We start from the raw sequence: 23209 nt of genomic DNA on the forward strand, positions 1-23209 counted from the left end.
GAGAAACGGTGCAGGTGGGAACGGGCGACGCGGCGCCGCCAGAACCGATCAATTGGGGGACTAAGGAATCCAAGCAAACTCGCGATGGTTTACCAAACTCCATACGATATCTTCGTAGACTTCACGCCACTCAGGCTGGAGTCGCGGATCAACTGCAGGGCCACGACGCACGCGAGCCTGCAATTCTTCTTGGATATCGTTGGCTTCGGGGACCAAGTGGTTCGACCAAGTCGATTGCGGCAGCGGCGGCAGGGGAGTCGGCCGAATCACTTGATCCGCAGGAACCACGCGGGAATCAAATCGGTTCGCCAACGCTGGCAACAACTCGGCTCGTTCCTGCTCACTGGGGTAACGAGCCAGGAACTGCAGGAACAATGTGTCTAACAATTCGTCGGGCGTTGAAGCCTTGAGTGCCCATTCCGCCAGTTGACTCTGGTCGGCCGCACGGGTGAGCGACATCGACAGCGTACCATTGGCCAGGATTCCCGGCTGCAGCAGGTTCGGTTCGGATTCACGCTGCATGATCGGTTGCTGCCGGGTGCCGGTCCAACCAAACGCTTCCAATACGTCGGCGATCGGCTGGGCTCGAGGCAGAGACAAACTAGGACGGTCCCGCTCGTTATTTAACCCGGCAAACATCCAGGCTCGCGTCGGCGATCCCAAGGTCTGACGCGCAGTAATCGGTTCGGCTCCGTCGTGCACGAACGTCAATTCTCCCGTATCCATGCGCTGACCAGACGCGGCGAACATCGAATCAACAATTTGTTCAGCCACCAAGCGACGCGGATCCGGAGCGTTAAAGAAACGCTGTTCGGCGGTAGCCTGTTGATTGCGGCCGATCGCTTGGCGTTGATAGGTTTGCGATGTCATGATCTGCTGAATCACGTGCCGCAAGTCGTAATCGTGTGTAACCAACTCATCTGCCAACCATTGCAGCAGTTCCGGATGGCTGGGCGTTTTGCCTTCCCAGTCGTTGACAGGCATCACCAAACCGGCCCCCAACAGTCGATTCCACAAATGGTTGACGACCACCTGTGCAAAACGGTGGTTCTCGGGCGAAGTGACCAGCGCCGCCAACCGTTCACGCGTGTCCTTCGGGTCACGCATGAGCGAGTCGATGTGCGGTCCGTCTTCGACGCCGGTGAACGAAGCGAACGGCCACTTCGGTTCAACTTGCACGTCCGGTTTCAAGGTTACCCGGATCAGGGATTCACGTCCGATCCCTTCAAAAAAGGCATCCGGGACGCGGCTGGTTTTGGGTGGAGCCAACGACTTACGGTTCAACATCGCGGCCAGCGAATACAAATCTTCTTGAGTCGTGCTGTGGTAAGGCGAATCGTGACATCGCGCACATTGCAGTTCGATGCCCAGAAAGGCCGATGCCACGATATGCCCTTTCGCCGCCATCGGCGAATCGTTTTCACCAGCCATCGCAAATCCGGCACTCCCGCCTTCGTGACGACTACCACGCATCAGCAACAATTCCGTCACCATCCGGTCTAATGACTTGCCGTCTCGCAGCGAATCGTGCAGGAACCAGCGGAACGGGCCGGTCGAATTGAGCGATTGATTCAGGAGAGTCGGGTTTTCGGCCAACACGTCCATCCACAAACTGATCCAGTTGTCTGCATACCGTTCGTCCTGCAGCAATCGCTCGACTAGTTTGTTGCGTTTATCGGGATCGTTGCTGGCCAAAAATTGACGGGCTTCGTCGGCATCTGGACCGACGCCAACGGTATCTAGGTACGCACGTCGGAGGAACGAGGCATCATCCACCACCGGCGCTTCGGCCACTGCGGATGGATCGATCGGAGGATTGGGCCAGGTGGCACCATCTTTGACCCACTGTTCAAGCGTCGCGATCTGCTGATCGCTCAGACCTTCGTCGGTGGGGGGCATATCGCGATCACGGATCCGAACGATCATTTCACTGCCGTCGGGATCCCCTGGAACGACCGCCCGCATTTCAGACTCGCCCATTCCCAGCGCGTGCTCGCGAGAGTTCAGCCGGAGGCCACCTTGTTCCTTTTCGCCGTGGCAACGGAAACACTGATCACGCAAAATCGGTAGGACTTCGCTATGGAAATGCTCGGTTGTCGCCTCGTCGGCCTGAGCCGCTTGGCCGATCGCTTTTGAAATTTTACTAGCCACAAAGCGGTCGATAGGATGCCTGGCGGAATCGGTGTCCGCTGTCTTCTTGGGCTTCACGGTTTCTCTCGCCAGATCGTGCCGTTGCTGCCAGAAGGCGTCTTGCGAAGCGGCAGCGGCACGGCGTGTTTCATCCTCGAACGCGACGAGGTCGGATTCGAACTGACGCAGGACCGGTTCGACCGACGCATCGGTCAACATCAACGGTGAGGACGTGTCCGGCTGCAGCACAAACAAAGGACCTTCACCGTCCGGCTGAAACGCCACACTCACTTCACCCGATTCGGTCCGATCTCGATTGCCCCCAACCATAACTTCCAACACAACGCGTACGTTACGCGGGCCGTCCTGTTCCGATGGCGAAATTTCGAAAGACGTGAATGCTTCTTGCTGAGGGAACGGCAGCAAGCGGGCGCCCGGTACCAACGGATCGGGGATCGGAATGATCGGTTCAAGATTGCCGCCACGGCTGCGCACCGTTTTGGTCTGAGCGACCAATTCACCATCGACCCACAATCGACTGAGAGAACGAACGCGAACGAGGAAGCGATGGTCACCGGCGGGCAATTCGATATCCCCGGCAATCCGCAACAGCAACGGAGCCTTCCAGCTGGAACGAATGCCCCAGTCGTCATACCGAACGGGGATCCGCGACAGCAGAAACGCATCGCCCAGCCAACGTGTCGATTCGGCTGGCCACGATTCACTATCGTACAACCAGCGGTCGCCCGCGGGCATATTTTCGGACAATTGAAACAGGACGCGACCTGGCGGAACCGGCCCCATGTCGGGCATGACCTCGGGTGCCATTCGAACAACGCGTTCTTCTCCGACGCGATTAAATCGAGCGGCCAAAGTTTTGTCATCCAGCTCCGCGCGATGGATGGCGACCGCATCCAACATGCCAGCGAAACGTTCGCCGATGCGGACTTCATCGTCATCGACGACCGGCGGATCGACTGTTGGGCCGCCCATATCCCAGCGACCGTCGGTCGGTTTCCCGTTGACCCAGCCGCGGATCGATTCCGGTTCACCAAAGCGGTAAGTGATCGCCACGTGGTGCCAACCCGTATTCACAGGAAAGCCCATTTTAGAAGTCCAGCGGTGCCAGTGTTTGCCGCCGCCAACTGGTTTGGTTGCGAACAGGAAGTTCACCTTGGCTTCGCGTTCAGCCCCCACGATTCGCAATGCCCAGTTCTGATTATCGCGTGCAAACCCGGGGGCATTGGTGCGTCCCTTCCCGATAATGTATCGCGGCTCGCCTTCGCGGATTTCGGCGGGGTTCACCCACGCTTCAAGAGTAATGGGATCGCCGTTCTTAAAATCGAATGCACTGTCTGCTCCCGGATCGGGAATCGACAGGTAGGCTCCAGCATCGACACGTACCGCCGTATTGTCGGACGACATGTCAGGGAATTCAGGGGAACGCGGACCGGCTTGATCGCGTGCTACGTTGCCTATCGCTTTTAGCGGCCTAGTTTCTTCGCTGCCGAAATCCCAACGAACGGTCGGCTCGGCTGCAAACGCAGCGGTGGACGAAACGAGTACTAGCAGGAGGGCAACGTAAATGGGACGCATTACAAAACTCGTAGGCGTGCAGCGGGACGGTTGGGGTGAGGAAGGTACGCTACAAAGCAGCCATACCAAGCTCGACTCGGCGCCAGTTCACAAGTGAGGTGGGTCGGATTCAAGCTATCGAGGTGGGACGTCTGGAGCGTCGCTAAAGGCGGGGCCTTCGACAGCAACCCCATTATACACGATTTACGCGGCACTATCACCCTTTACACCGACACTTGTGGACGATTGTCGGGTTCCGAATGGTCAGAATAACGGCTCGTGCAGCCCATTTAGATAGAGTCCACAACAGTCTTCCGCAAGCCGGGAATTGCTCGAATTCGCACGTTTTAAACAACGGCAAAACGTCCGTTTGGGGAATCGTTCAAAGGGAAATAGGGGGATAGGCCATGCGGAGCAAACGGACAATTCGCCGCAACGCATTCCTCTCTACCTTTGTGCCGGCCCTTCGAGCCTTTTCGCTGGCATTTTATCCTATTCCGAGGGCTTCACCCTTGGCAGAGATTCAGTTGCCCCTTCAAGCCTAGATAAGGATGCGAGCCTTCTAGCTCACCTTCACTTCTCGGTAACCAATGTTTCGGCAACATTCCTGGCGTGGTCGCGTACCCGAATGTATGCATTCAACGAAGCCATAAAGGCAACACTGACAACCGGTGGAATGGTCCCCGCGGAGAGCTCTTCCAAGTGTTTCCTTCGCAATGATTTTACTTCATCACGAATTCGTTTCGAACTTGCTTCCGTACTGTTCAACACGTTGTGATTCTCAGAACGGAGCGCGTCATGGACCGCTTCAACGTAATCGCGAACACTCTGATTCAGGTGTCCCAAATCGACTCGCTGGGATTCGGTAAAGCGGAATCCGTCACGTCTTAGCTTGCGATCGAATTTATCCAGATCGACGACATAGTCGCTGATCGATTCATACTCGTCTGCAACTCGAAGCTGAAGTCGACATTCTTCTGCGACCGCATGCGACACATTTCCCGCCAACAAGCCGGTAACGAATTCAGTGACCTCGTCTTGAACCGAATCAAGGACCCGTTCCCGCTGTTTCAAACGGTCCCCCAACTTCTTATCCGGTTCATCTGCGTGCATCAATTCCAGCAACCATACCAACATCTTTTGGCAGCCGTCCCCCATCTTCAAAATTTCTTTTCGAGACTGCTCGATTGCCAACAACGGAGTTTCTAAGATCCGAATATCAAGATCCGTCAAACGCGGTTTCTCCTTGAACCCGCGTGACGGAACCACGCGTTCCAACAGTCGCACGATCGGATTTAGAAACGGCATGAAGAGCAACGTGTTGGCGACGTTAAACACGGTATGCGTCGCCGCAATCGCAGCCACCGTATGCGGGTAGGTAGCGACTCCGTTAACCATCACCGCCGAATTGACATCGACTCCATTAATGTTCAACAACATGCGTTGAATGAAATCGATATACCAACCGAAGATGCAGGTGATCCACATGACCCCCATCAGGTTAAAGATCACATGGAAGTAAGATGCCCGCCGAGCGTTGGTCGTCGCCCCCAGCGAAGCCAACAACGCGGTGATCGTCGTCCCGATGTTTTCGCCCAAAATAAGTGCGGCAGCCGTCGGATAGGAGATCACTCCCTGCGTGGCCAGCGAGATCGTAATCCCAAGCGTCGCCGACGAAGACTGAACCATCGTCGTCAGCACGCATCCAACCAACGCACATTTCATAACACCCCAGTAGGTATCGGCGTTGAACTTGGCGAACCAAGCTTCGAAATCAGGGATCTCTTTGATGATCGAACATGCGTCTTTCATCACCTCTAGACCAAAGAAGATCATCCCGATTCCCATCGCAAACATGGCCCAGTAACGCCATCGATCGCTGCGTGAAAAGAGATACCCAAAGGCTGCGACGCCTAACAGCGGCAACCCATACTTCCCAATTTTCAGAACCAGGATCCAGCCGGTAATCGTGGTGCCGATATTGGCCCCCATAATGACCCCGGCCGCCTGGGTTAACTGCATCACTCCGCTGTTGACAAATCCAACCACCATCACCGTGGTGATCGAACTGGATTGCACGACACAGGTGACAAGAACTCCAACAAACGTCGCAAACAAACGATGGTTGGTGACCGCCCCGATTAATCGCCGCAGACTATTTCCCGCAACTGCCTGCATTCCGTCTGACATGTTTTTCATGCCCAGCAAAAAAATCCCCAAGCCGCCGACGAGTTCAAAAATCATCTGCAGGAGCGTTGAAAAGTCCACAAGTTCGGCATTCAAGACAAGGAGATTTTGATGAAGATTTCATTAAGTTCTCGCAATTCTAGACTTGCATGACAGCATTGCAACTCGTGCTTGAATTTCCAGCAAACAATCTGGATTCGGATTTTCTTTAATCCTCTCGGTCAGAGATGATTACCCCCTCGGTCAGATATCCTGGAAAAGCGAATGCGGGCTAAGCCAAATCCTGCTTGTTTCGCATGTGATCGGCCGTTCGCCGGAAACTTGCTTTCAAGTGATCGGCCAGCAATTTGTCTGGGACCAATTCATCAATCGCTTGATTCATACACAACATCCATTGGTCACGGGCGTGGTCACCAATGGCGAATGGCATGTGCCGTGCGCGCAACATCGGGTGCCCGTATTCTTGGATATACAAAGAGGGCCCCCCGAAAAACCCGGACAAGAATTTAAATAGTTTGTCGCGAGAAACCGCAAGGTCCGCGGGGTGCATTTCCAGAATCTCTCGTGTCTCCGGAAGCTCTGCCATCAAATCATAGAATCGATCCACCAGCGCACGGAGACCTGTTTCACCGCCAAGTAGCACATAGATCGTTTCGTCAGCCATCTTCGCGTCCGTTCCTCAAAGGTATCTGCATGTTGTCTTTTCCGGGCGTCTCCAAGTGGATACCGCGGCCCGCAGCAAACACTAGCCCGCTCGCCGTACCCTGCCACGACTAGCGATTCCAAACGACTGAAACCATCGTTGAAAATCAAACGCGTCGCTATCTGGGCTGTCGATTTAATCGAAATCAGAGTAAAGGTAGTAGCCCTTCGCTCCGCGAAAGTAGCTTTCAGAGAGCGTTCTTTCGCGGAGCGAAAGGCGACAATCAACAGATCGACAGTCCGTGTTATTTGGTTGGCGCTAGGGGGGATCTTAGCCAACAAATAACGATCGGTCGACGGACAATCAAAACGACTATACTCAGCGGTTATCCAGCCACCGGGCTCAATTTTGGCGTTTAGCACTTTTTTCACTAATAGGAAAACGAGATGAAACGCGCGTTGTTGGTTATCGACGTACAGCGAGAGTATTTTGATGGGGCATTCCCAATCCGCCATCCCGCGGGGCATCTTGATTCGATCCTGCAAACGATGGACGCTGCTCAGTCCGCGGGTCTTACCACCATTGTCGTACGACACCATCAACCCGCCCCAGAATCCCCTGTCTTCCAGAAAGGGGGTGAAATGTGGCAATTGCATGAGCAAGTGGAATCGCGTCCTCGAGACCTTCTGCTTGATAAATCGCTGCCCGGGTCGTTTACCGGAACCCCCTTGGAAGCTTTTTTGCGCGAACGTGAAATCGAAACAGTCTGTATTGCCGGTTACATGACGCAGATTTGCTGCGACACGACCGCACGCCAAGCTTTTCACCGCGGTTTTAAAGTCGAATTCCTGAGCGATGCGACGGGGACCTTGGACATTTCCAACGAAGCAGGCTCCGTCACCGCCGAACAGATGCACGAATCCATCCTGGTCGCCCAGCAAATGTTCATCAGCGACGTCATCGATCGCGAAGAATGGACCTCGCGAATCTCCGGCGACGCCTGAATTGCGATGCCAACAGACAGCAGGCCCCCCGAATAGCCGAACAGGCTTCGATTCGGTTAAGAAAATGCTTGCTTTTGCGGCCGAATCCAGGGATTGATGTAGAGCGTTTCAGATAATTTGCGTATTTCTCCTTCTAGCAAACGATCGACTTCGATTCCGTTTGCTTGCGCAATCCTTTTCTGAACCACCCGACACCCGCGATTTGGCCGAAGATGTCTTTTCTACTCCCTCCATTCTTTGGCCCCATCTTACGCGTTTTGCCTTGCCTTCCAGGACAAAGGTCTTTGACGCCGGAATTGGTTCTTGTTGTCGTCGCTCTGATCGGCGTGAACGCAATTCCAACCTCAGCGCAATCGCCCGGCTTCCCACGAACCTTCTCGAATAAAACGCTTGAGGTTCCCGCACTCGAAACCTCCCCAAACCGGCCAACATTCAGACAAGCCAACAACCAGTCGTCCAGCCGTCCCAGCATTTTCGCAAAACAGCCTTCCCCGTTCGAACGTTTCGAATCAGAGGAGAGTGGGCCCCCGTCATCGCCAGCGACGACACCTATCCTGGACACCAATCTCTGGGACGTTCAGCCAAACCAAAGTGTTCCTTACGGTCTGGACGTCATCGAAACGGCTCGCCAAAGTGCCGAACAATTTCGCCGCATCGCCGCAGCTTCGACTCCGGTTGCAGCGGACATCGCAAATGAGAATGCCGCGTATGCCGATCAGTGGGTCGCGTTGGCAGAATCCCATAGGCAGCTTTCGGCTCGAATCCACGAAACCAATTCAAAATACAATACCACCACGAAAGATCTAGAAGACGTCCAAGCGAAACTGACACAATACGGACTGACGCCAACGGTCGGCATGTTGCTGCGGCACAAGAAAGACCAACTGGACGCGTGGCAAGTTCAGGATTCGCAAACTTTCTTTGCTGGGCAAGAACTACAGAACCTGCGTCAAAAACAGCTTGAGCTAGAGATCATTCCCTTTGATGGCAGCGATCCGAATGCCCAAGCCAGGACGATCTTTGCGGCCGCCGGACTGAGCACCACAGCCGCGGATCAAGCCGCTGTGGTTACGCAGGTTGAAACTTTACTGGAACAACGCAGCAAGTGGTTGCAATCCCTTCAACAGGGATACCAAGACTATCGGCATAAACTTGGCGAGCTGGATTCAACCACCGCGGCATCGATCAAACTGTGCACGCGTTACCGCGATCTGATCGACAGTCACATCACATGGATTCCCAGTGACGAACCACTCAGCACCAATGACTTCCGAAAAATCAGTCGCGGCACCGCCGCGATGCTCGATTCCCGTCACAGTTCCAATCTTGGTTATTCGATCACCCGAAAATGGCAGGGGTCGCCAGGCCTTGGAATCAGCCTCCTGTTAGGGATGCTTGTGATTCTACTTTTGCGTTGGCGCGCGAAGTCTTGGCTGATTGGAATCGGGAACGGAAACGAGAAAGTGATGCGCGGTGCTACGGCCGACACTCGCAAAGTTGCCGCCTCTTTCTTAACCGTGTTTGTCGCATTCACGATTCCAGGAATCTTCTATGCATTCGCTAGTTGGCTTGGGAGCGGTCTGGTTTCCGAAGCTTCACTGCAAGCATCGAGTGCGTTTTACGCCCTCAGTCTAGTCGCCCTGCTGATCGAACTCCCCCGACAACTGCTACGCAATCATGGTTATGTCGATCGACACGTGGATGTCCAACTGCCACGTCGGCAACGTGCCAGCATGTATTTAACACTGACCGGAATCGGACTGGCTTTGGCTGCCTATGGAATTTCGCTTTCAGGCGAAATCGACCACGGTCTGTGGCGCGGGTCGCTGGCTCGCTTTGCGTTTATCGCCACCATGTTGTTGGTGACATGGACTGCCCATCTGGGACTGCGTCCCAACGGTGGCTTCCTTGAACCTCTAGTCGCACGGTTCGGCGGCAGCGTCCTCTACCGCATTCGAATTGTCTTCTATCTATTTGGTATCGGCTTTCCGATCGCCATGATTGCCCTGTCGTCCCTGGGCTATGGGTTCACGGCCAAAGTGTTGATCACACGAGCGATCTTTACCTTAGTCGGAATCCTGGTTTCGGTAACGCTATGGGGAGCGATCAAAATCCTTTCGGCAACCGCCTGGGAACTGCTGACCGGAGCCCCCGCTTCGACGACGGCAGGGGCCTACGATGAAGATGGCCAGATCACCATGGTCCAGCCCAGCTCCGCCGCAGCATCCGGTCTCCTCAACGAACATTTTCTTGAACTGAAACATCACTTGGCATTCCTTTGTCAATGTGCTTTGGTCGTGGCCGCTGTCGTTTCGTTCGCTTGGCTTTGGCTGGACATTTTTCCCAACGCACGGATGGGGAACCCTGTGGTTTGGACCGTCCATGATACGGTCACCCAATCAACGACCAACGCGGCTGGACAGGTCATCAGCAGCAATGTGCTTGAATCGACACCGATTACGGCGTTGCATCTTTTACTTGCTGCGGGGACCCTTTTTGTTGCTTTCCAATTGGCCAAACTTTTACCGGCTCTGTTCGATGCCTTGGTGTTGCAACGGGTTTCCTTCGACGAAGGAATGGAACACTTTTCCCTTGTCCTTGGACGTTGCCTTCTGTTCGGGGTGGGTTGTTTTTTCGCGGGTTCATGGATTGGGATCCGCTGGCAAACGATCCAGTGGCTTGCCGTCGGTTTAGCGATCGGTTTAGGTTTTGGACTTCAAGACATGGTGAGAAACCTGTTTGGTGGTTTCATCGTCCTGTTCGAGAAACCTGCCCGTCTGGGAGACCTGATCACGGTTGGTAAAGTCACCGGGCGTGTCGCCGCCCAAAAACTAAGAACCACCGTACTGGCGGACGATGAGGGACGAGAGCTGATTGTCCCTAACAAGAATTTCGTCAGCGAAGATGTTGTCAACTGGCTTGGTGCTGGTCGTCTGAATGTGATCCCGATCGAAGTTGCTGTTTCCCGCGAGGAACGTCCTGCCGACATTTGCCGAACGCTACAAGAATTGGTGATCGAGCAACCGGACGTTTTGCTCACCCCCGCGCCGCAGGCCACCCTCATCTGCGTCGGTAAACGTTCACAACGTATCGAGGTTCGAGCCTGGATCGAAGAGGGACAGGAACCGACCGCTTACCGTGAATCGTTGCTACGCCTGGTGACGCGATTCCTGCGTGAACGAAACCTTCTATCCGACGACCAACCGACGCAACCGGACATGCCAGAAACGTCTGCCGCCCGGATGCGTGATCCATTCCGGTCCAAATCGCAGAGCACACGTCGAAGAAGCGCATAACGGCGTCATCAAACACCACTCGTTGCACCTGATCACTCCAAAAGACGAGACGGCTCACTCCCGCCCGGGGGGTAGAAAGACCGAAACAACTGTCAGTTTTTTGCAAACGCTGCCGATCATAATTGCGGGTACCAAGTGAACATTTTGACTTGACAAAATAGCACTGGCATAAAATAATCGGCCGTGTGAGGAGCGGGCCGTCGATAGCCATATACGATAGCTCTTGTTCAAAAGTTCTCCCAAGCCGTTGCGACGATTCCCGGCACGCTGTGTCCGCCCGGTCGCTGCTATGTTGCTGTTGACGCTAGTCGTTGGCATCGTCGGCTTGCCGGTACCAGCATGGACTCCGAAGACAAGTGACGAGCGTTTTCCTTGTGAAACCTGTCCTTGCGGTTGTTCATCCGCCGAATACTGCTGGGACCGTTGCTGCTGCTTCACCGACACAGAGAAGCTTGCCTGGGCGGTTCGTAATTCCGTGACTCCCCCCGCTTTCTTAGTCTCAAGGGTCGTCGACCAGCTCTACCTTGCTGACGAAACGTGCTGTGGCAAGCCATCGCACAGCCTGGCCTCTGGCCAACCGTCGTCCTCATCGTGCAGCGTTTCCCGACAATCCGCATGCTGTAGTTCAGCCTCTAAGCAATGTGGTGGCAAGGACTTACAAAAAGACAATTCATTAGAAGATGACACTCCAAAAGTCCGTGTGGTCCTCTTGGATAAGGCCTTAGAGTGCCGTGGAATCACCACTGCATTCGTGTTGTTCAAAAGTGTATGGGTCTTGGAACCATCGCAAGACTTTACCCCTCAGCATCCGCGAATCGTCGCCTGGTTCACTCACCAGGACGAAGCGTTGCTCTCTCGCAGCGATCCACCGGACAGCCCTGTCCCATGGGTCCTCTTCAGCTGAAACGAATCGCCAGAGTTACAGCTCGCGCTCTTTGCTGATGCGCTGACGTAGGTGGATCTGACCATTGCGTCAGAGGATCCCTCCTACGGATCTCGCATGACAGAGAAACTGCGCTGATTCCCTCTCTGCAGCATTCGTTCTCTTTGCAATCGATGCGGCGATCCCGCATCTCGAACCGGCCGAGCAGTATCCACCGCTCTCATGGGAGTACGTTTGCCTGCTCCTCACAACGCGGAAAGACCGCTGCCCCCATGGGCGCGGTGGATACGGCTCGGTACGCCCTCAACACAGCCTCGCTTTAGTGACGGTGAAGGTCCCTTCGTTTTTGTACACAACCTTTGAAAACAACTGACAATGAAATACTCGTACCTTTCGATCATCCTGCTGCTTTCGGGATTCACAGGCGTCCAACGCCTTGACGCGGACATCATTACGGGCGGTTCGCTGGAATTCCAACTCGATGCGTCTGCCTTCGAGACCAACCCCTCACAGGGGTTCCTTGATTTCTACAACAACGCCGCCAACGACGTCGGATCCTCGGGGTATGACACGTCGCAACCGCACATGGTATTCGGACGTCATACAGGGCCAGGCGACACCTCCGATCCATCGCTTCCTCCCGGGGACATCGGAAACAGCATTTATCGATTTCGTCCATCGGCAACGACTGCCAGCTTTGACGATTTGCGTTCAACCTACGTAACCCCAACATCTCCGATCGTGACTCCTTTTGCGATCAATGGGAATGATCCGATCGCGAAACCACACGGAACAAGAAATCCGCAACAAACAACCTTGGAGTACAACCCGAATGACATTTTGGCGTCGATGTCGGGTGCCATTGGATTCGATGGGGCTACTTCGTTTTGGTACGGAGTCGAAGAAGCAATTGCGGGCAGCGCGATTTGGATTGGGTATGGCGACTTAGACCTCAAGTATGATGCCAATCGTGCAGTCAATGGTCTAAGCGGCCTGTACTTCTCAAGTCACATTGCCCCTCGCGTCGGGCAGACGATATACGACACGACCATTACATCGATTTCAGCGATCGCCGCCGATGGTGGTACGCCCGGTTCACTGACGATCACGGGCGAACTATACGCAACTTCCGACTTTGACGGTGTCGGCCTAAAAGCGGGCACCCACGTTGGATCCTATTCGCTCTCTGGCGTTTCGTCCGTTCCAGAACCGACCAGTTTGATCGTGATAAGCGGTTGTGCGCTTGGTGGCGTCCTCGTCAGATTCCGCTCGCGTGGTGCCGGCAATCGTCGAAAACCGGAGACCAATCGATGTGCAAGCTAGCGTATGCCGCGATGGACGACTGCGATACGTTGGACCAAGCCACTCGTTCTCTGGCCAAACGATTTGGCAATCGTCCTGCATTTCAACTGGACGACCAGGTCGTCGATTTTGAGCAGATCGACCGCGCATCGGATCAAGTTGCGGAGGGCCTGCGCGCCGAAGGGCTCTCGCCGGGAGACCGAATCGCAATCGTCGCCAAAGACTGTATCGCAGGATACGAAATCCTCTTGGGATGTGCCAAAGCAGGTTGCGTGTTGGTTCCGCTGAACTGGAAGCTATCAGGGGAAGAACTGAAAAACATTCTCCACGACAGTCGTGCCAAACTTGTCTTCGCAGACGACACAGGATCGACCAAACTTGCCGGGTTCGAGATTCACCCTCGACCGCTTTCGGGATATCCCGCTTGGCGAGATTCGCAGCCTCAGATCCGCGCGTCCTTCCAGGCGAATGCCGAAACTCCGATCGTCCAGATCTATACATCCGGCACCACAGGCATTCCCAAAGGAGTCGTGCTGGCACATCGGACATTCTTTGATCTGCGGCGCGGGATGCGACAGATGGGTGACGACTGGATGGGTCTAACAGCCAAGGACCGACTTTTGCTTTCACTACCCCAGTTCCACATCGGTGGTCTGTGGTGGGCGGTTCAAGGCTACTTGGTCGGAGCAATGGGCGTCTTAATGGAATCTTTTGTCGGCTGGAAAGCCCTTGAGTTGATTGAAAAATCCCAGGTCACTCAAGTCCCAATGGTCCCGGCAATGATTCAATTCTGCTTAGCCGAACCATCGTTTGATTCGACCGACCTGTCCAGCGTGCGTGGATTTTTGTACGGCGGTTCGCCGATCTCCTCCGAATTGCTTCGCACGGTTCAACATAAATTTTTGAATGCTGAATTCTTCCAGATCTACGGTTTAACAGAAACCGGAAATATGGCCGTCTGTTTGCGTCCTGCCGACCACGGTAATGATCGCCTGGCACACGCAGCAGGACGTCCACTGCCGGGAGTCGATTGCAAAATCGTCGGGGTGAATGGAAATGAATTACCTGCAAATCAAACCGGAGAAATTTGCCTTAGAACTCCCTCTTTAATGCTGGAGTACTGGAACCGCCCCGACGAAACCAACGCCACCAGCATAGATGGGTGGCTGAAGACAGGTGACGCTGGCTACGTCAACGAAGAGGGCTACTTATTCGTAAGCGACAGGATCAAGGACATGATCATCTACGCCGGCGAAAACCTTTTCCCTACGGAGATTGAATCCGCTCTCCTGCGACACGAAGCGATCCGCGACGCAGCGGTGATTGGCGTACCCGACCCGAAATGGGGTGAATCCCCTAAGGCATTTGTGGTGTTAAACGAAACCGTTGAAAAACCACGAATCCGCGATCTGATGAAGTTCGCCAAGTCCCAACTTGCTGAATTTAAGGTACCCAAATCATTCGAATTCGTAACCGACCTCCCGCGAAACCCCAGCGGCAAAATTCTCAAATCTGAAATCCGACGGCCTTATTGGCAAAACCAAAATCGAAAGGTGAACTAAATGAATGCGACCGAGACCCTCGAAATCCAAGCCCCAGCGGACGGCCAAATTGGGGCCATCGTTAGCGGCATCGATATGACAACCGTTCATAACGACAGTCCTGCAATCCAAGAGATCCGCAATGCGATCTACCGACATCGCTTGGTCGTCATTCGCGGGCAGAACCTGAATGAGGAACAGTACGTCCAGGCAACACGCAAACTGGGCCGACCTCAAGTCTACTTCCAAACCAACTACCACCATCCCAGCTATCCGGAAATCTTTGTTTCCTCGAACGTTCCAGAAAATGGCAAGAAGATTGGCGTAGCGGGTACCGGTCACTACTGGCATACCGACTGCTCGTTTGAAAAGCACCCGCTCTCGTGGACGTCCATCTACCCACAGGTCTTCCCCAAAGATTCGCGCGGCACATTGTACATCGATATGGCAAAGGTCTATCAGAACCTGCCAGATCACTTGCGAGAGTACGTCCAAGATGCGACCGCCATTCACGCGGGGCAACTTCGATACAAAGTCCAAGCTTCGGACATCGACCAATCGCTGAAACAATTGCTAGACCGGATCAACGAAGAAGTTCCGCCGGTTCGACATCCCGCAGTGATCGTACATCCGGTCACTGGAGAAAAGGCCCTTTATCTCAACAGTGGCTTTACGGTCGCGTTGGAAGGTTTGTCGCACGAAGAAAATGAGCGTCGGCTTCGCGAACTATTTGATTTCATCGAGCGTCCCGAACATATCCACCAGCATAGTTGGTCAACCGGCGACCTGATCCTGTGGGACAACCGCCTTCTGATCCACATGTCGACGCCTGTCGCCGCTGGGCAACAAAGCAAAAGCTACCGCATCGGGATCTACGACGATCAACCATTTTATGCGGGGATCGAATCATGAATATCACAACCGCGGCAGAGCAATCCAATCGCACCAATCAGCTCCAACATAGGATCGAAGTCGACGATGCGTTTTTAGACCAAGTCTTGACGCCCTATCGTCATCATTGTCGATACTTAAATAGCGTTCAAATCGGTTTTGAAGGGGAAGGGACCCCGACCTGGGACAAGATGGTCTCCCGCGGCAAATTCGCGATCGGGGAATCCTGCTACATCGACGACACGGGACATTTCAACGCGGTCGAATTCAACATTTGTTACAACCAATTGGCTTATGTTCATTTGGCCGTTTGCGTCCGTGAAGGTTTGATGCCAGCGTTGTCGGACTACACGCTTAAGTCCTACTTCCAGAAGCAACTTTCAAACTATCTGATTGCTAGTATCCACAGCCACTATCACTCGGAACTAAACCCTCGCGACTTTTCTGGTGAAGTTCGCGTTCTATCAGCCCGCAGTCGACCTCGACTGTCGGTGCTAAAGACAGCGTGCCGTTTTCACGACGGTCGATCGGGGCGCAGTGATGGTGAGGTCAAACTGGTAGTGCTGAGCGCCCAATGAACGATCCATCGTCCATCCACGAAGAAGCGACCGCATCGTTACGCGAGCAGATCTCGCTGGCCGTGCGCGCTCGCTTGGTCGAATTCCTTGGCTTCGAATCACTAGATGAAATTGCCGCGAACGACTCTTTTGCAGATCTTGGTACCGATTCAAGTCAAGCGGTCGAATTCAAACTGATCCTTGAAGAGATGTATGGGTTGTCGCTTAAGACATCCATTTTGTTCGACTTCCCGACGGTCGACCGATTGGTCGACCATTTGGCAAGCGCACTTTCTGACGGCGACCCTATCGCACCAGAAAGATCGTCAGCGATGATTCGATCCGTTCGGCAATCGCGGTCGGTCAATGATGGCGACTCGTTCCCTCTCTCTCAGACTCAGCTTGGACTCTGGTTTATTGGACAATCTAGAGCCAGTGATTCAAGTTTCCATGTGCCGGTGTTGTTTCGACTGGTAACCGAAGAATTCCATCCTACGATCTTCAACGAAGCGCTGCGAAAAACGGTCCAGCGACATCCGGCTGTTCGTGTCACGATCACAACCGATTCCGAAACAGGACAGTTGCAGCAAACGGTTCAACCATCGACAGCGGTCCCCGGCATCGCCGAATTAGCGGTGTCCGGTGACATCTTCAAAACGTTTCGTTCGGTTATGCAGGAACCGATGAACTTGGAGGATCAACCGCCAGTTCAGTCCTTTCACGGATGCGATGACGAGGGGACCCATTGGGTCCTGCTCAAATTTCATCATATCGTGATCGATGGATTATCTGCGACACCGTTGGTCGCTGAATTGTGGAACAACTATCTATCGGCGGACGCCAAGCCTGCAACTTCGACCAATCTTCCTTTGGATACCGGATTTCTTGATTATCTGAACTGGGAAGCTGACTACCTAGCTAGCCAGCGGGCCGCACGTGATTCAGAATTCTGGAAGACGACATTGGCAGGTGCGGACGGTGACACGGGTTTGCCGACCGATGCAGCGGAGCAGGCAAAATCAGAAACGGCCTGCGAAGTTGATTGCATCGCCATGGAGCTGCCCACGAAACTTAACAATGCTGTTGACCGGTTGGCGTGCACGACCCAGACACCAGCCTCCTCCGTGCTGTTAGCGCTCTATTTTGTTCTTCTGAATCGGATCGGCCACCATGAAGACTTGGCCGTCACCTCTCCAATTTCGGGACGCCCAGGGGGGATCCGTGGTCCTTTCCGTGACAACGTCGGCTGTTTTATCAATCTGATAGTGACCCGATGTCAAGTCGACGAAACGCAATCCTTTGCTGATTTTGCCAAAATGGTTTCAGGTCATTTTTTGGCTGCCATCGAACACGGACAACTCCCGTTTGCGCAACAATTACAAGCAGCCAGCCTCAATCTAATCGGCGAACACGAACGTTCCGTTTTCCCGTACTCCTTTACCTATCAAAACATTTTTGAAGCATGGGGCAAAGATTCCAAGTGGCAGCAATTTGCTGCTCCCGAGCTCAGTCTTTTCCAGGAGGTCGAAGACGAATTCACCTTAGAAGTCTACGAACGGACGAACGGAAGATCGTTGAACTGGAAGTTTCAAACCGATCGATTCTCCCGAACCACCATCGAATCCTGGGCGGATAGCTTTCTGCATCTTTTGGAACAGGTTGCCTGCGATCCAGAGCGGTCGCTGGAAAACCTGTCAGCGGTTCCAGACCACCAAGCTGAAGCGTTTCGGGAACATTTCGATCGCCGCAACGAAGCTTGTACGACACCAAACTCTGTCGTCGACTGGATCGACAAAGCGGCCGAAAAGTCCCCAGAAAAGGTCGCTTTGGCTGGTACCGACGGGGAGTGGACCTTCGCGGCATTGATCGCACACAGCCATCACATCGCCGATCACTTGCGAACCAATGGCTACGGACAGGGCAGCATCCTTGCGATCCCTGCGCGGCGGGACTCCCGAACCATTGCGACGTTGCTGGGAATCCTCCGCAGCGGAGCCGCCTACGTCCCCATTGACCCAAACGAACCGGAAACACGCACGCAAAGCCACTTAGCGAATATTGGAGCCGTCCCGCTGCAAACGGCGTTAATCCCCATCGAAAAGTCCGTTCCGGCAAACGCTGTTGCCCCACCAGATGATTCGACGCCAATCGCCTACATCCTCTTTACATCCGGCACCAGCGGGCAACCAAAGGCAGCTGCGATCCAACACTCGGCACTCGTGAATCTATGCCATGCGTTGATCGCTGAATATCAATTGACACCCGCGGACACCGTCCTGCAATTCGCGTCATTGACATTTGATATGTCCGTCGAAGAGATCTTTCCGATCCTATGCGCGGGAGGTCAATTAGTTGTTCGCACCGAGGAGGATCTTAGCACTGCAAAATTATCCGCTTTGATCGATCAGCACGGTATCACCGTACTCAACCTGCCTCCGTCCTACCACCAAGCCTTGCGGAGCAATCCGCCGCAAATGCGGAAATTCTATCAATCGGTTCGAATCGTTGCATTCGGAGGCGACCAATGTCCGCTGAGGACCATCGCTGAGGTAGCAGACCTCGGCCCTCGAGTATTCAACGCGTACGGACCAACCGAAACCACTGTTAATGCAACCATTTCATCCCTATCAATTGACGGGCATTCAAATTGTCATCGTGTTCACATCGGTCGCCCGATTTCCGGCGTGGGGATTGGAATTTTTGATTCAAAAGGGCGGCTTGTTCCCGAAGGGGCGATCGGCGAACTGATTGTCTTTGGTGCTGGCGTCTGCGATGGATACCTGGATCAAATTTCGGATGCATTCCGACATCAGCTGTTTCCGGGAGATGACGCCACAACGCCCGCCTATCGAACCGGAGACTTAGCGCGAATCACGCGTACCGCCTCGCACGACAAACAACCCAATATCGAGTGGATCGGACGCCGCGACTTTCAGATTAACTTGCGTGGACATCGAATCGAACCGGAGGAGATTGAAAGCCAGCTTTTACGACATCCCGCCGTCACTGCGGCCGGAGTCTGCATTGATGATTCAGAACGTCTGATTGCGTTGTTGGTCTGTGAACCTGGCAGCACTGAATACCTAACGAGCTGGCTGGCGGATCGCTTGCCTACAAAAATGCTCCCGCAATTCTTTTGTGAAGTGGACAACTTGCCGACGACCAACCGAGGCAAGCTGGACCGCCGTTTGATGCGAAACCAAATCCCTCGCACATTGTCATCTCCCAATGACCCTCTCACCCAAAAGGATCAACCGCGACCTGGTCAATGGAAAGAGGTTTCAAAGATTGTTGCTGAGATTCTTGAAGTGGACGTAATCGAACCCGCGGATCGATTCATTGACCTCGGGGGACATTCTCTGTTGGCGATCATTTGCATTACAAAATTGTCGGATGCCTTCGAGATCGAACTGAATCTACGAGATTTTTTGGCGGCGGAGAACATTGGCGACCTCGCAACGATTGTGGAACGAAAACGCCATAGCCAATGGAAACGGGGGCCGGCCGCTGGACCGCTCGACGTGGATCCGGCCTCTTCCAACAATCGTCGACCAAACATTGCCCCGCTTTCTCCCCAGCAAGAACGGCTTTGGTTCTTAGACGAACTGGGGGAAGGGGCAGCCTATGTGATTCCCGCAATCGCCTTCGTGGAAGGTCCAATCGATACAGCTCGATTACGTCAGGCTATCGAAACCATTGCGGATCGACATGAATCGCTGCGTACAACCTTCCAGGTTATCGCTGGACGCCCCCAACAGGTCATTCATCCGGCCGCAAACCTTTCGATCGACGAACGAACGTTTGTCGATTCAACGACAGCAAGGACATGGATTGACGAAAAAGCATCGATACCATTTGATTTACAAAACGGGCCGCTTTACCGCATCTCTCTCGCAAGGTTCGCAGAAGATCGTTCTCTTCTATTGATCAACTTTCATCACATCATCACCGATGGTTGGTCAATGCGGATATTCGTTGATGAACTTAAGAATATCTATGAATCGGGTGACCAATCCAAACTTCCTGAAATTGCGGGGACCTACGCTGACTACGCGCATCGACTAAGCCAACGAATTCGCTCCGAACAATCGACTAAATATTGGAGCCAGCATCTGGCAGGTCTGCAGGATGCTGAATTATGGCCTGATCGCAAAGCCAACCGGCGTCTTTCATCCAACGGCGATGTCGTTACCACAACCGTCCCCAAGGGAGTTAACGACGGGATCACAGGCCTTTGCAAAGAGAGTGGAATTACCAAGGCAGCTTTTTGGTTGGCCTGCCTCCGGTTCGTATTGCACCGCCGCAGCGCCGGCGACGACTTTGCGATTGGAATGCCGACTGCCACGCGAGACGCGCCCGGAGTTACCAACCTCATTGGCTTCTTCGTCGGCACGCTCGTTCTACGTCTAAAGACCCCAACGGAAATCAAGGATCAAACGCTTGGCAAATGGCTTCAGCATGCCCAAAGCCGTCTAAACAGTGCACTGTCCAACCAGGATTGTACCGTCGATGAAATCCTTGCCCTCGTTGCTCCGGAACGACGCCTTGATCGTTCCCCATTGTTTCAAGTCCTGCTTAGCTACGCCGCTGAACCGATGATTCCGTTTCAGTTAGGGGAAGCGGTCATTCATCCTGTCATGCCGACGGTCGACCGAGCAAAATTCGAATGGACCGTTTCCGTTGCGGAACAAAATGATGGGACCGCCACGGTTGCCCTTGAATACGCCACCGACCTGTTTGACCGAGAAACGGCTGATAACGCTGTACGCCAACTAGCCGACGTGGCAAGCCAATGGACTAATGAACCGAATAGGCATCTAGCGTGTCGATCAAGCCTTTTGCCGTCAGACCTTCCCGTCGTTCGACACCAATCGGCAGCGACCGATTCTCTCAACCCAACTTTGACTTTCCGCGATGCGTTTCACAAGCAGGTGCAACGACAACCCAACGCACCGGCCGTTGAATTTGATGATCGAATCCATACTTACCAGGAAATCGACGAACGGACGCAACCAACGCATGCGAATCTTCCTCACGGGCTGACGCTGACTCGCTTGGATCCCGATCGAACAAGCGACACGCTTACACAGTGCATTGCCGCGTTAAAAGCGGAACGTCCCTTTTTGTTCTCTCGATTCCCCGTCGCGGTCAGCTCCCTTCCCATGGGAACCGCCTGCGTGGCGTTATCATCGGGCACACTTGGCGCGTCCAAAGGTATCGTTATCAGCCAAGCCTCCCTGGACCTGCACAACGTCTCCTTTGCAGATCGATTGAAGCTAACGCCAGACGACCGAGTATGTCAGTACGCCTCCCCTGAATTCGATCTTTACCTAGAAGAGGTGCTCCCGACCCTGCGATCTGGAGCGACCTTATGTGTTGCCCCTGAAGCATGTCGACTGGCCCCCGATCGATTCACTCAATGGCTTACACAATCACAAATCACTTTGATTGATTTGCCGACAGCATTCTTTCATCGCTGGGTCGAATGGTTATTGGCACAGCCCTTCAACGAACACTGGAATCTTCGGGCTGTTGTCGTCGGAGGTGAAAAATTGCAGAGTGACGTGGCCCGGGCATTTGTTAAACGCTATCCCCGCGTTGAGTTACACAACACCTACGGCCCGACGGAAGCGACGATTATCTGCACCGCTCATCTGGTAGACGCTTTAGAGGCCTCTTCCGATGTTTCAATTGGTCGCCCCTTTGCCAAAGCCGACCTTTGCGTGGTCGCTCCAGACGGCTCCCCCGCGGTAACCGGGGCAGCAGGTGAATTGGTCATCGCGGGTGCCGGACTGGCGACCGGATATTTGATCGACGGACAGGTATCACAAACGGGTGGGTTTCGTCCTCATCCATTCGCCCCCGAACGCGCAAGTTTTTGGACAGGCGACCGAGTGCGAAAACGGGCCGATGGCAGCTTTCAGTTTCTGGGGCGGCTGGATCGACAGGTGAAAATCCGCGGCGTCCGGCTGCAGCCCGACGATGTAGCCGCTCGTATTTCCGAAAATGCGAATGTCCAATCGGTTGCGGTGGTGGTTGACGAAAAAACCAACGATCCCCGTTTGGTAGCGGCCGTCGTTCTGCATCCTGAGGTTTCCGTCGACTCCGCTAGATCTGAAATCGCAACTGATTTGCCACCATCTTTTCGTCCCGCGTGCTGGCTATTCTGCGACTCCATTCCGCTGACCGATCGAGGCAAGATCGATCAAAGAGAAATTATCCGGAGATCAACCGAGCCAGCTCCTTGCTTCGGTTCTCGACAAATGCAGAACGCCTCTGAGCAAGAGATAGCGAGGATCTGGAGCGAACTGCTGGGACACAATCAGTTTGGACCTGACGACGACTTCTTTTTGGTTGGAGGTCATTCGCTACTGGCCGCGATCCTCGTACGCGAAATCGAAAAACAGTTCCAGGTTCCATTGGAATTGCCTTCCATCTTTGCACACCCGACGATCTCTCAGATGGGACGGCTACTGGATTGCAAACGAAAAGAATTCACCAGAGCCACATCAACCGACGGGTTACGCGGCTTGCCGGCAAAGACTTCGGCTCCCCAAGCAATTTCCGTTCTGTTCCCGGGACTGCCCGGCATTGGTGAACTTTACGATCCTCTCGCCGAACATCTACGGTTTGATTCCGACTATCTATCACTTTCCATACCGGGTCTGACTGAAAAATCGGTTCCAAGATCGATAACAGAATTGGCGGAGACATGGTCGCGTTGGCTGCAACCGAAAGTGGTAAATAGTGAATTGCCAATACGATTCATCGCCCATAGTTTCTCAGCATCTGTGTTGGTGGAAGTGCTCCGGAGGAACAGTATCTGGCTAAGGCGGTGTGAGCAGATCGTGATCCTCGATGCGATGCCTCACCAGCCTTACACCCTGAATTCGCAAAAGGGCAACCGAGCAGAATCCCAACCCGAACCGCTCGTAGGCGAGTTCCGAGAATCTCTGTCGGAGCTGCTGTCATCCGCTCCGTTGCGAGCGGACACGCCCCTTCCCGCTACCGCCCATGTAGTTGTCGCAAGACAGAGCGAAACATGGATGCGTCCCTCCGCTTGGGAAGCCTACTTCAAGCATGTTACGTCCATCGTCTGCGAAGGGGATCACCGGAGCATCACCGGGCCTCCGCATTGTCACGCTTGGCTTGCCAGGATTTTTCCAACCATCAATCCTCCCGTTCATTCCCTTTAACATC

Annotated in this window: 10 protein-coding genes; 7 read left to right on the forward strand and 3 right to left on the reverse strand. The window is 54.0% G+C overall.

What is annotated here, in order from left to right; all coding sequences use genetic code 11:
- Positions 1-60: 60 nt before the first annotated feature.
- The 3 genes from FF011L_RS14830 to FF011L_RS14840 form a co-directional block, all read right to left on the reverse strand.
- A complete protein-coding gene (locus tag FF011L_RS14830; protein WP_145352436.1) occupies positions 61-3726 on the reverse strand; it encodes a DUF1553 domain-containing protein in 3666 nt (1221 codons plus the stop codon).
- Positions 3727-4278: 552 nt separating this feature from the next.
- Positions 4279-5949, reverse strand: a complete 1671-nt coding sequence (locus FF011L_RS14835; RefSeq protein ID WP_246109423.1) for a Na/Pi cotransporter family protein — start codon at positions 5947-5949, stop codon at positions 4279-4281.
- A gap of 214 nt (positions 5950-6163) precedes the next feature.
- Positions 6164-6556, reverse strand: a complete 393-nt coding sequence (locus tag FF011L_RS14840) for a group II truncated hemoglobin (protein WP_145352437.1) — start codon at positions 6554-6556, stop codon at positions 6164-6166.
- A gap of 425 nt (positions 6557-6981) precedes the next feature.
- On the opposite strand from FF011L_RS14840, the gene FF011L_RS14845 reads away from it, so the two are divergent.
- The 7 genes from FF011L_RS14845 to FF011L_RS14875 all read left to right on the forward strand — a co-directional run bounded on the left by FF011L_RS14845 (position 6982) and on the right by FF011L_RS14875 (position 23205).
- On the forward strand, positions 6982-7539 hold the full coding sequence (locus tag FF011L_RS14845; protein ID WP_145352438.1) for a cysteine hydrolase family protein: 558 nt from the start codon (positions 6982-6984) through the stop codon (positions 7537-7539).
- Positions 7540-7751: 212 nt separating this feature from the next.
- Positions 7752-10835 carry a mechanosensitive ion channel domain-containing protein gene (locus tag FF011L_RS14850; protein ID WP_145352439.1) on the forward strand — a complete coding sequence of 1028 codons (3084 nt, stop codon included), beginning with the start codon at positions 7752-7754 and terminating at the stop codon, positions 10833-10835.
- 1258 nt (positions 10836-12093) lie between these two features.
- Positions 12094-13041 carry a hypothetical protein gene (locus FF011L_RS14855; RefSeq protein ID WP_145352440.1) on the forward strand — a complete coding sequence of 316 codons (948 nt, stop codon included), beginning with the start codon at positions 12094-12096 and terminating at the stop codon, positions 13039-13041.
- A complete protein-coding gene (locus FF011L_RS14860; RefSeq protein ID WP_145352441.1) occupies positions 13029-14582 on the forward strand; it encodes a long-chain-fatty-acid--CoA ligase in 1554 nt (517 codons plus the stop codon). Before FF011L_RS14855 ends, FF011L_RS14860 begins: the two co-directional genes overlap by 13 nt.
- Complete coding sequence (locus FF011L_RS14865) at positions 14583-15473, forward strand: TauD/TfdA dioxygenase family protein (protein ID WP_145352442.1); 891 nt, start codon at positions 14583-14585, stop codon at positions 15471-15473.
- Complete coding sequence (locus FF011L_RS14870) at positions 15470-16030, forward strand: FcoT family thioesterase (protein ID WP_145352443.1); 561 nt, start codon at positions 15470-15472, stop codon at positions 16028-16030. The genes FF011L_RS14865 and FF011L_RS14870 overlap by 4 nt, the downstream gene beginning before the upstream one ends.
- Positions 16027-23205, forward strand: a complete 7179-nt coding sequence (locus FF011L_RS14875; protein ID WP_145352444.1) for a condensation domain-containing protein — start codon at positions 16027-16029, stop codon at positions 23203-23205. The genes FF011L_RS14870 and FF011L_RS14875 overlap by 4 nt, the downstream gene beginning before the upstream one ends.
- Positions 23206-23209 lie beyond the last annotated feature (4 nt).

This window comes from Roseimaritima multifibrata (assembly GCF_007741495.1).
Classification (GTDB): Bacteria; Planctomycetota; Planctomycetia; order Pirellulales; family Pirellulaceae; genus Roseimaritima; species Roseimaritima multifibrata.

Bases quoted from the DNA above. Each gene is read 5' to 3' on its own strand.
- FF011L_RS14840 (WP_145352437.1), bottom strand. From the start codon at position 6,556: ATGGCTGACGAAACGATCTATGTGCTACTTGGCGGTGAAACAGGTCTC.
- FF011L_RS14855 (WP_145352440.1), top strand. From the start codon at position 12,094: ATGAAATACTCGTACCTTTCGATCATCCTGCTGCTTTCGGGATTCACA.
- FF011L_RS14845 (WP_145352438.1), top strand. From the start codon at position 6,982: ATGAAACGCGCGTTGTTGGTTATCGACGTACAGCGAGAGTATTTTGAT.
- FF011L_RS14835 (WP_246109423.1), bottom strand. From the start codon at position 5,949: ATGATTTTTGAACTCGTCGGCGGCTTGGGGATTTTTTTGCTGGGCATG.
- FF011L_RS14870 (WP_145352443.1), top strand. From the start codon at position 15,470: ATGAATATCACAACCGCGGCAGAGCAATCCAATCGCACCAATCAGCTC.
- FF011L_RS14850 (WP_145352439.1), top strand. From the start codon at position 7,752: ATGTCTTTTCTACTCCCTCCATTCTTTGGCCCCATCTTACGCGTTTTG.
- FF011L_RS14865 (WP_145352442.1), top strand. From the start codon at position 14,583: ATGAATGCGACCGAGACCCTCGAAATCCAAGCCCCAGCGGACGGCCAA.
- FF011L_RS14860 (WP_145352441.1), top strand. From the start codon at position 13,029: ATGTGCAAGCTAGCGTATGCCGCGATGGACGACTGCGATACGTTGGAC.
- FF011L_RS14830 (WP_145352436.1), bottom strand. From the start codon at position 3,726: ATGCGTCCCATTTACGTTGCCCTCCTGCTAGTACTCGTTTCGTCCACC.
- FF011L_RS14875 (WP_145352444.1), top strand. From the start codon at position 16,027: ATGAACGATCCATCGTCCATCCACGAAGAAGCGACCGCATCGTTACGC.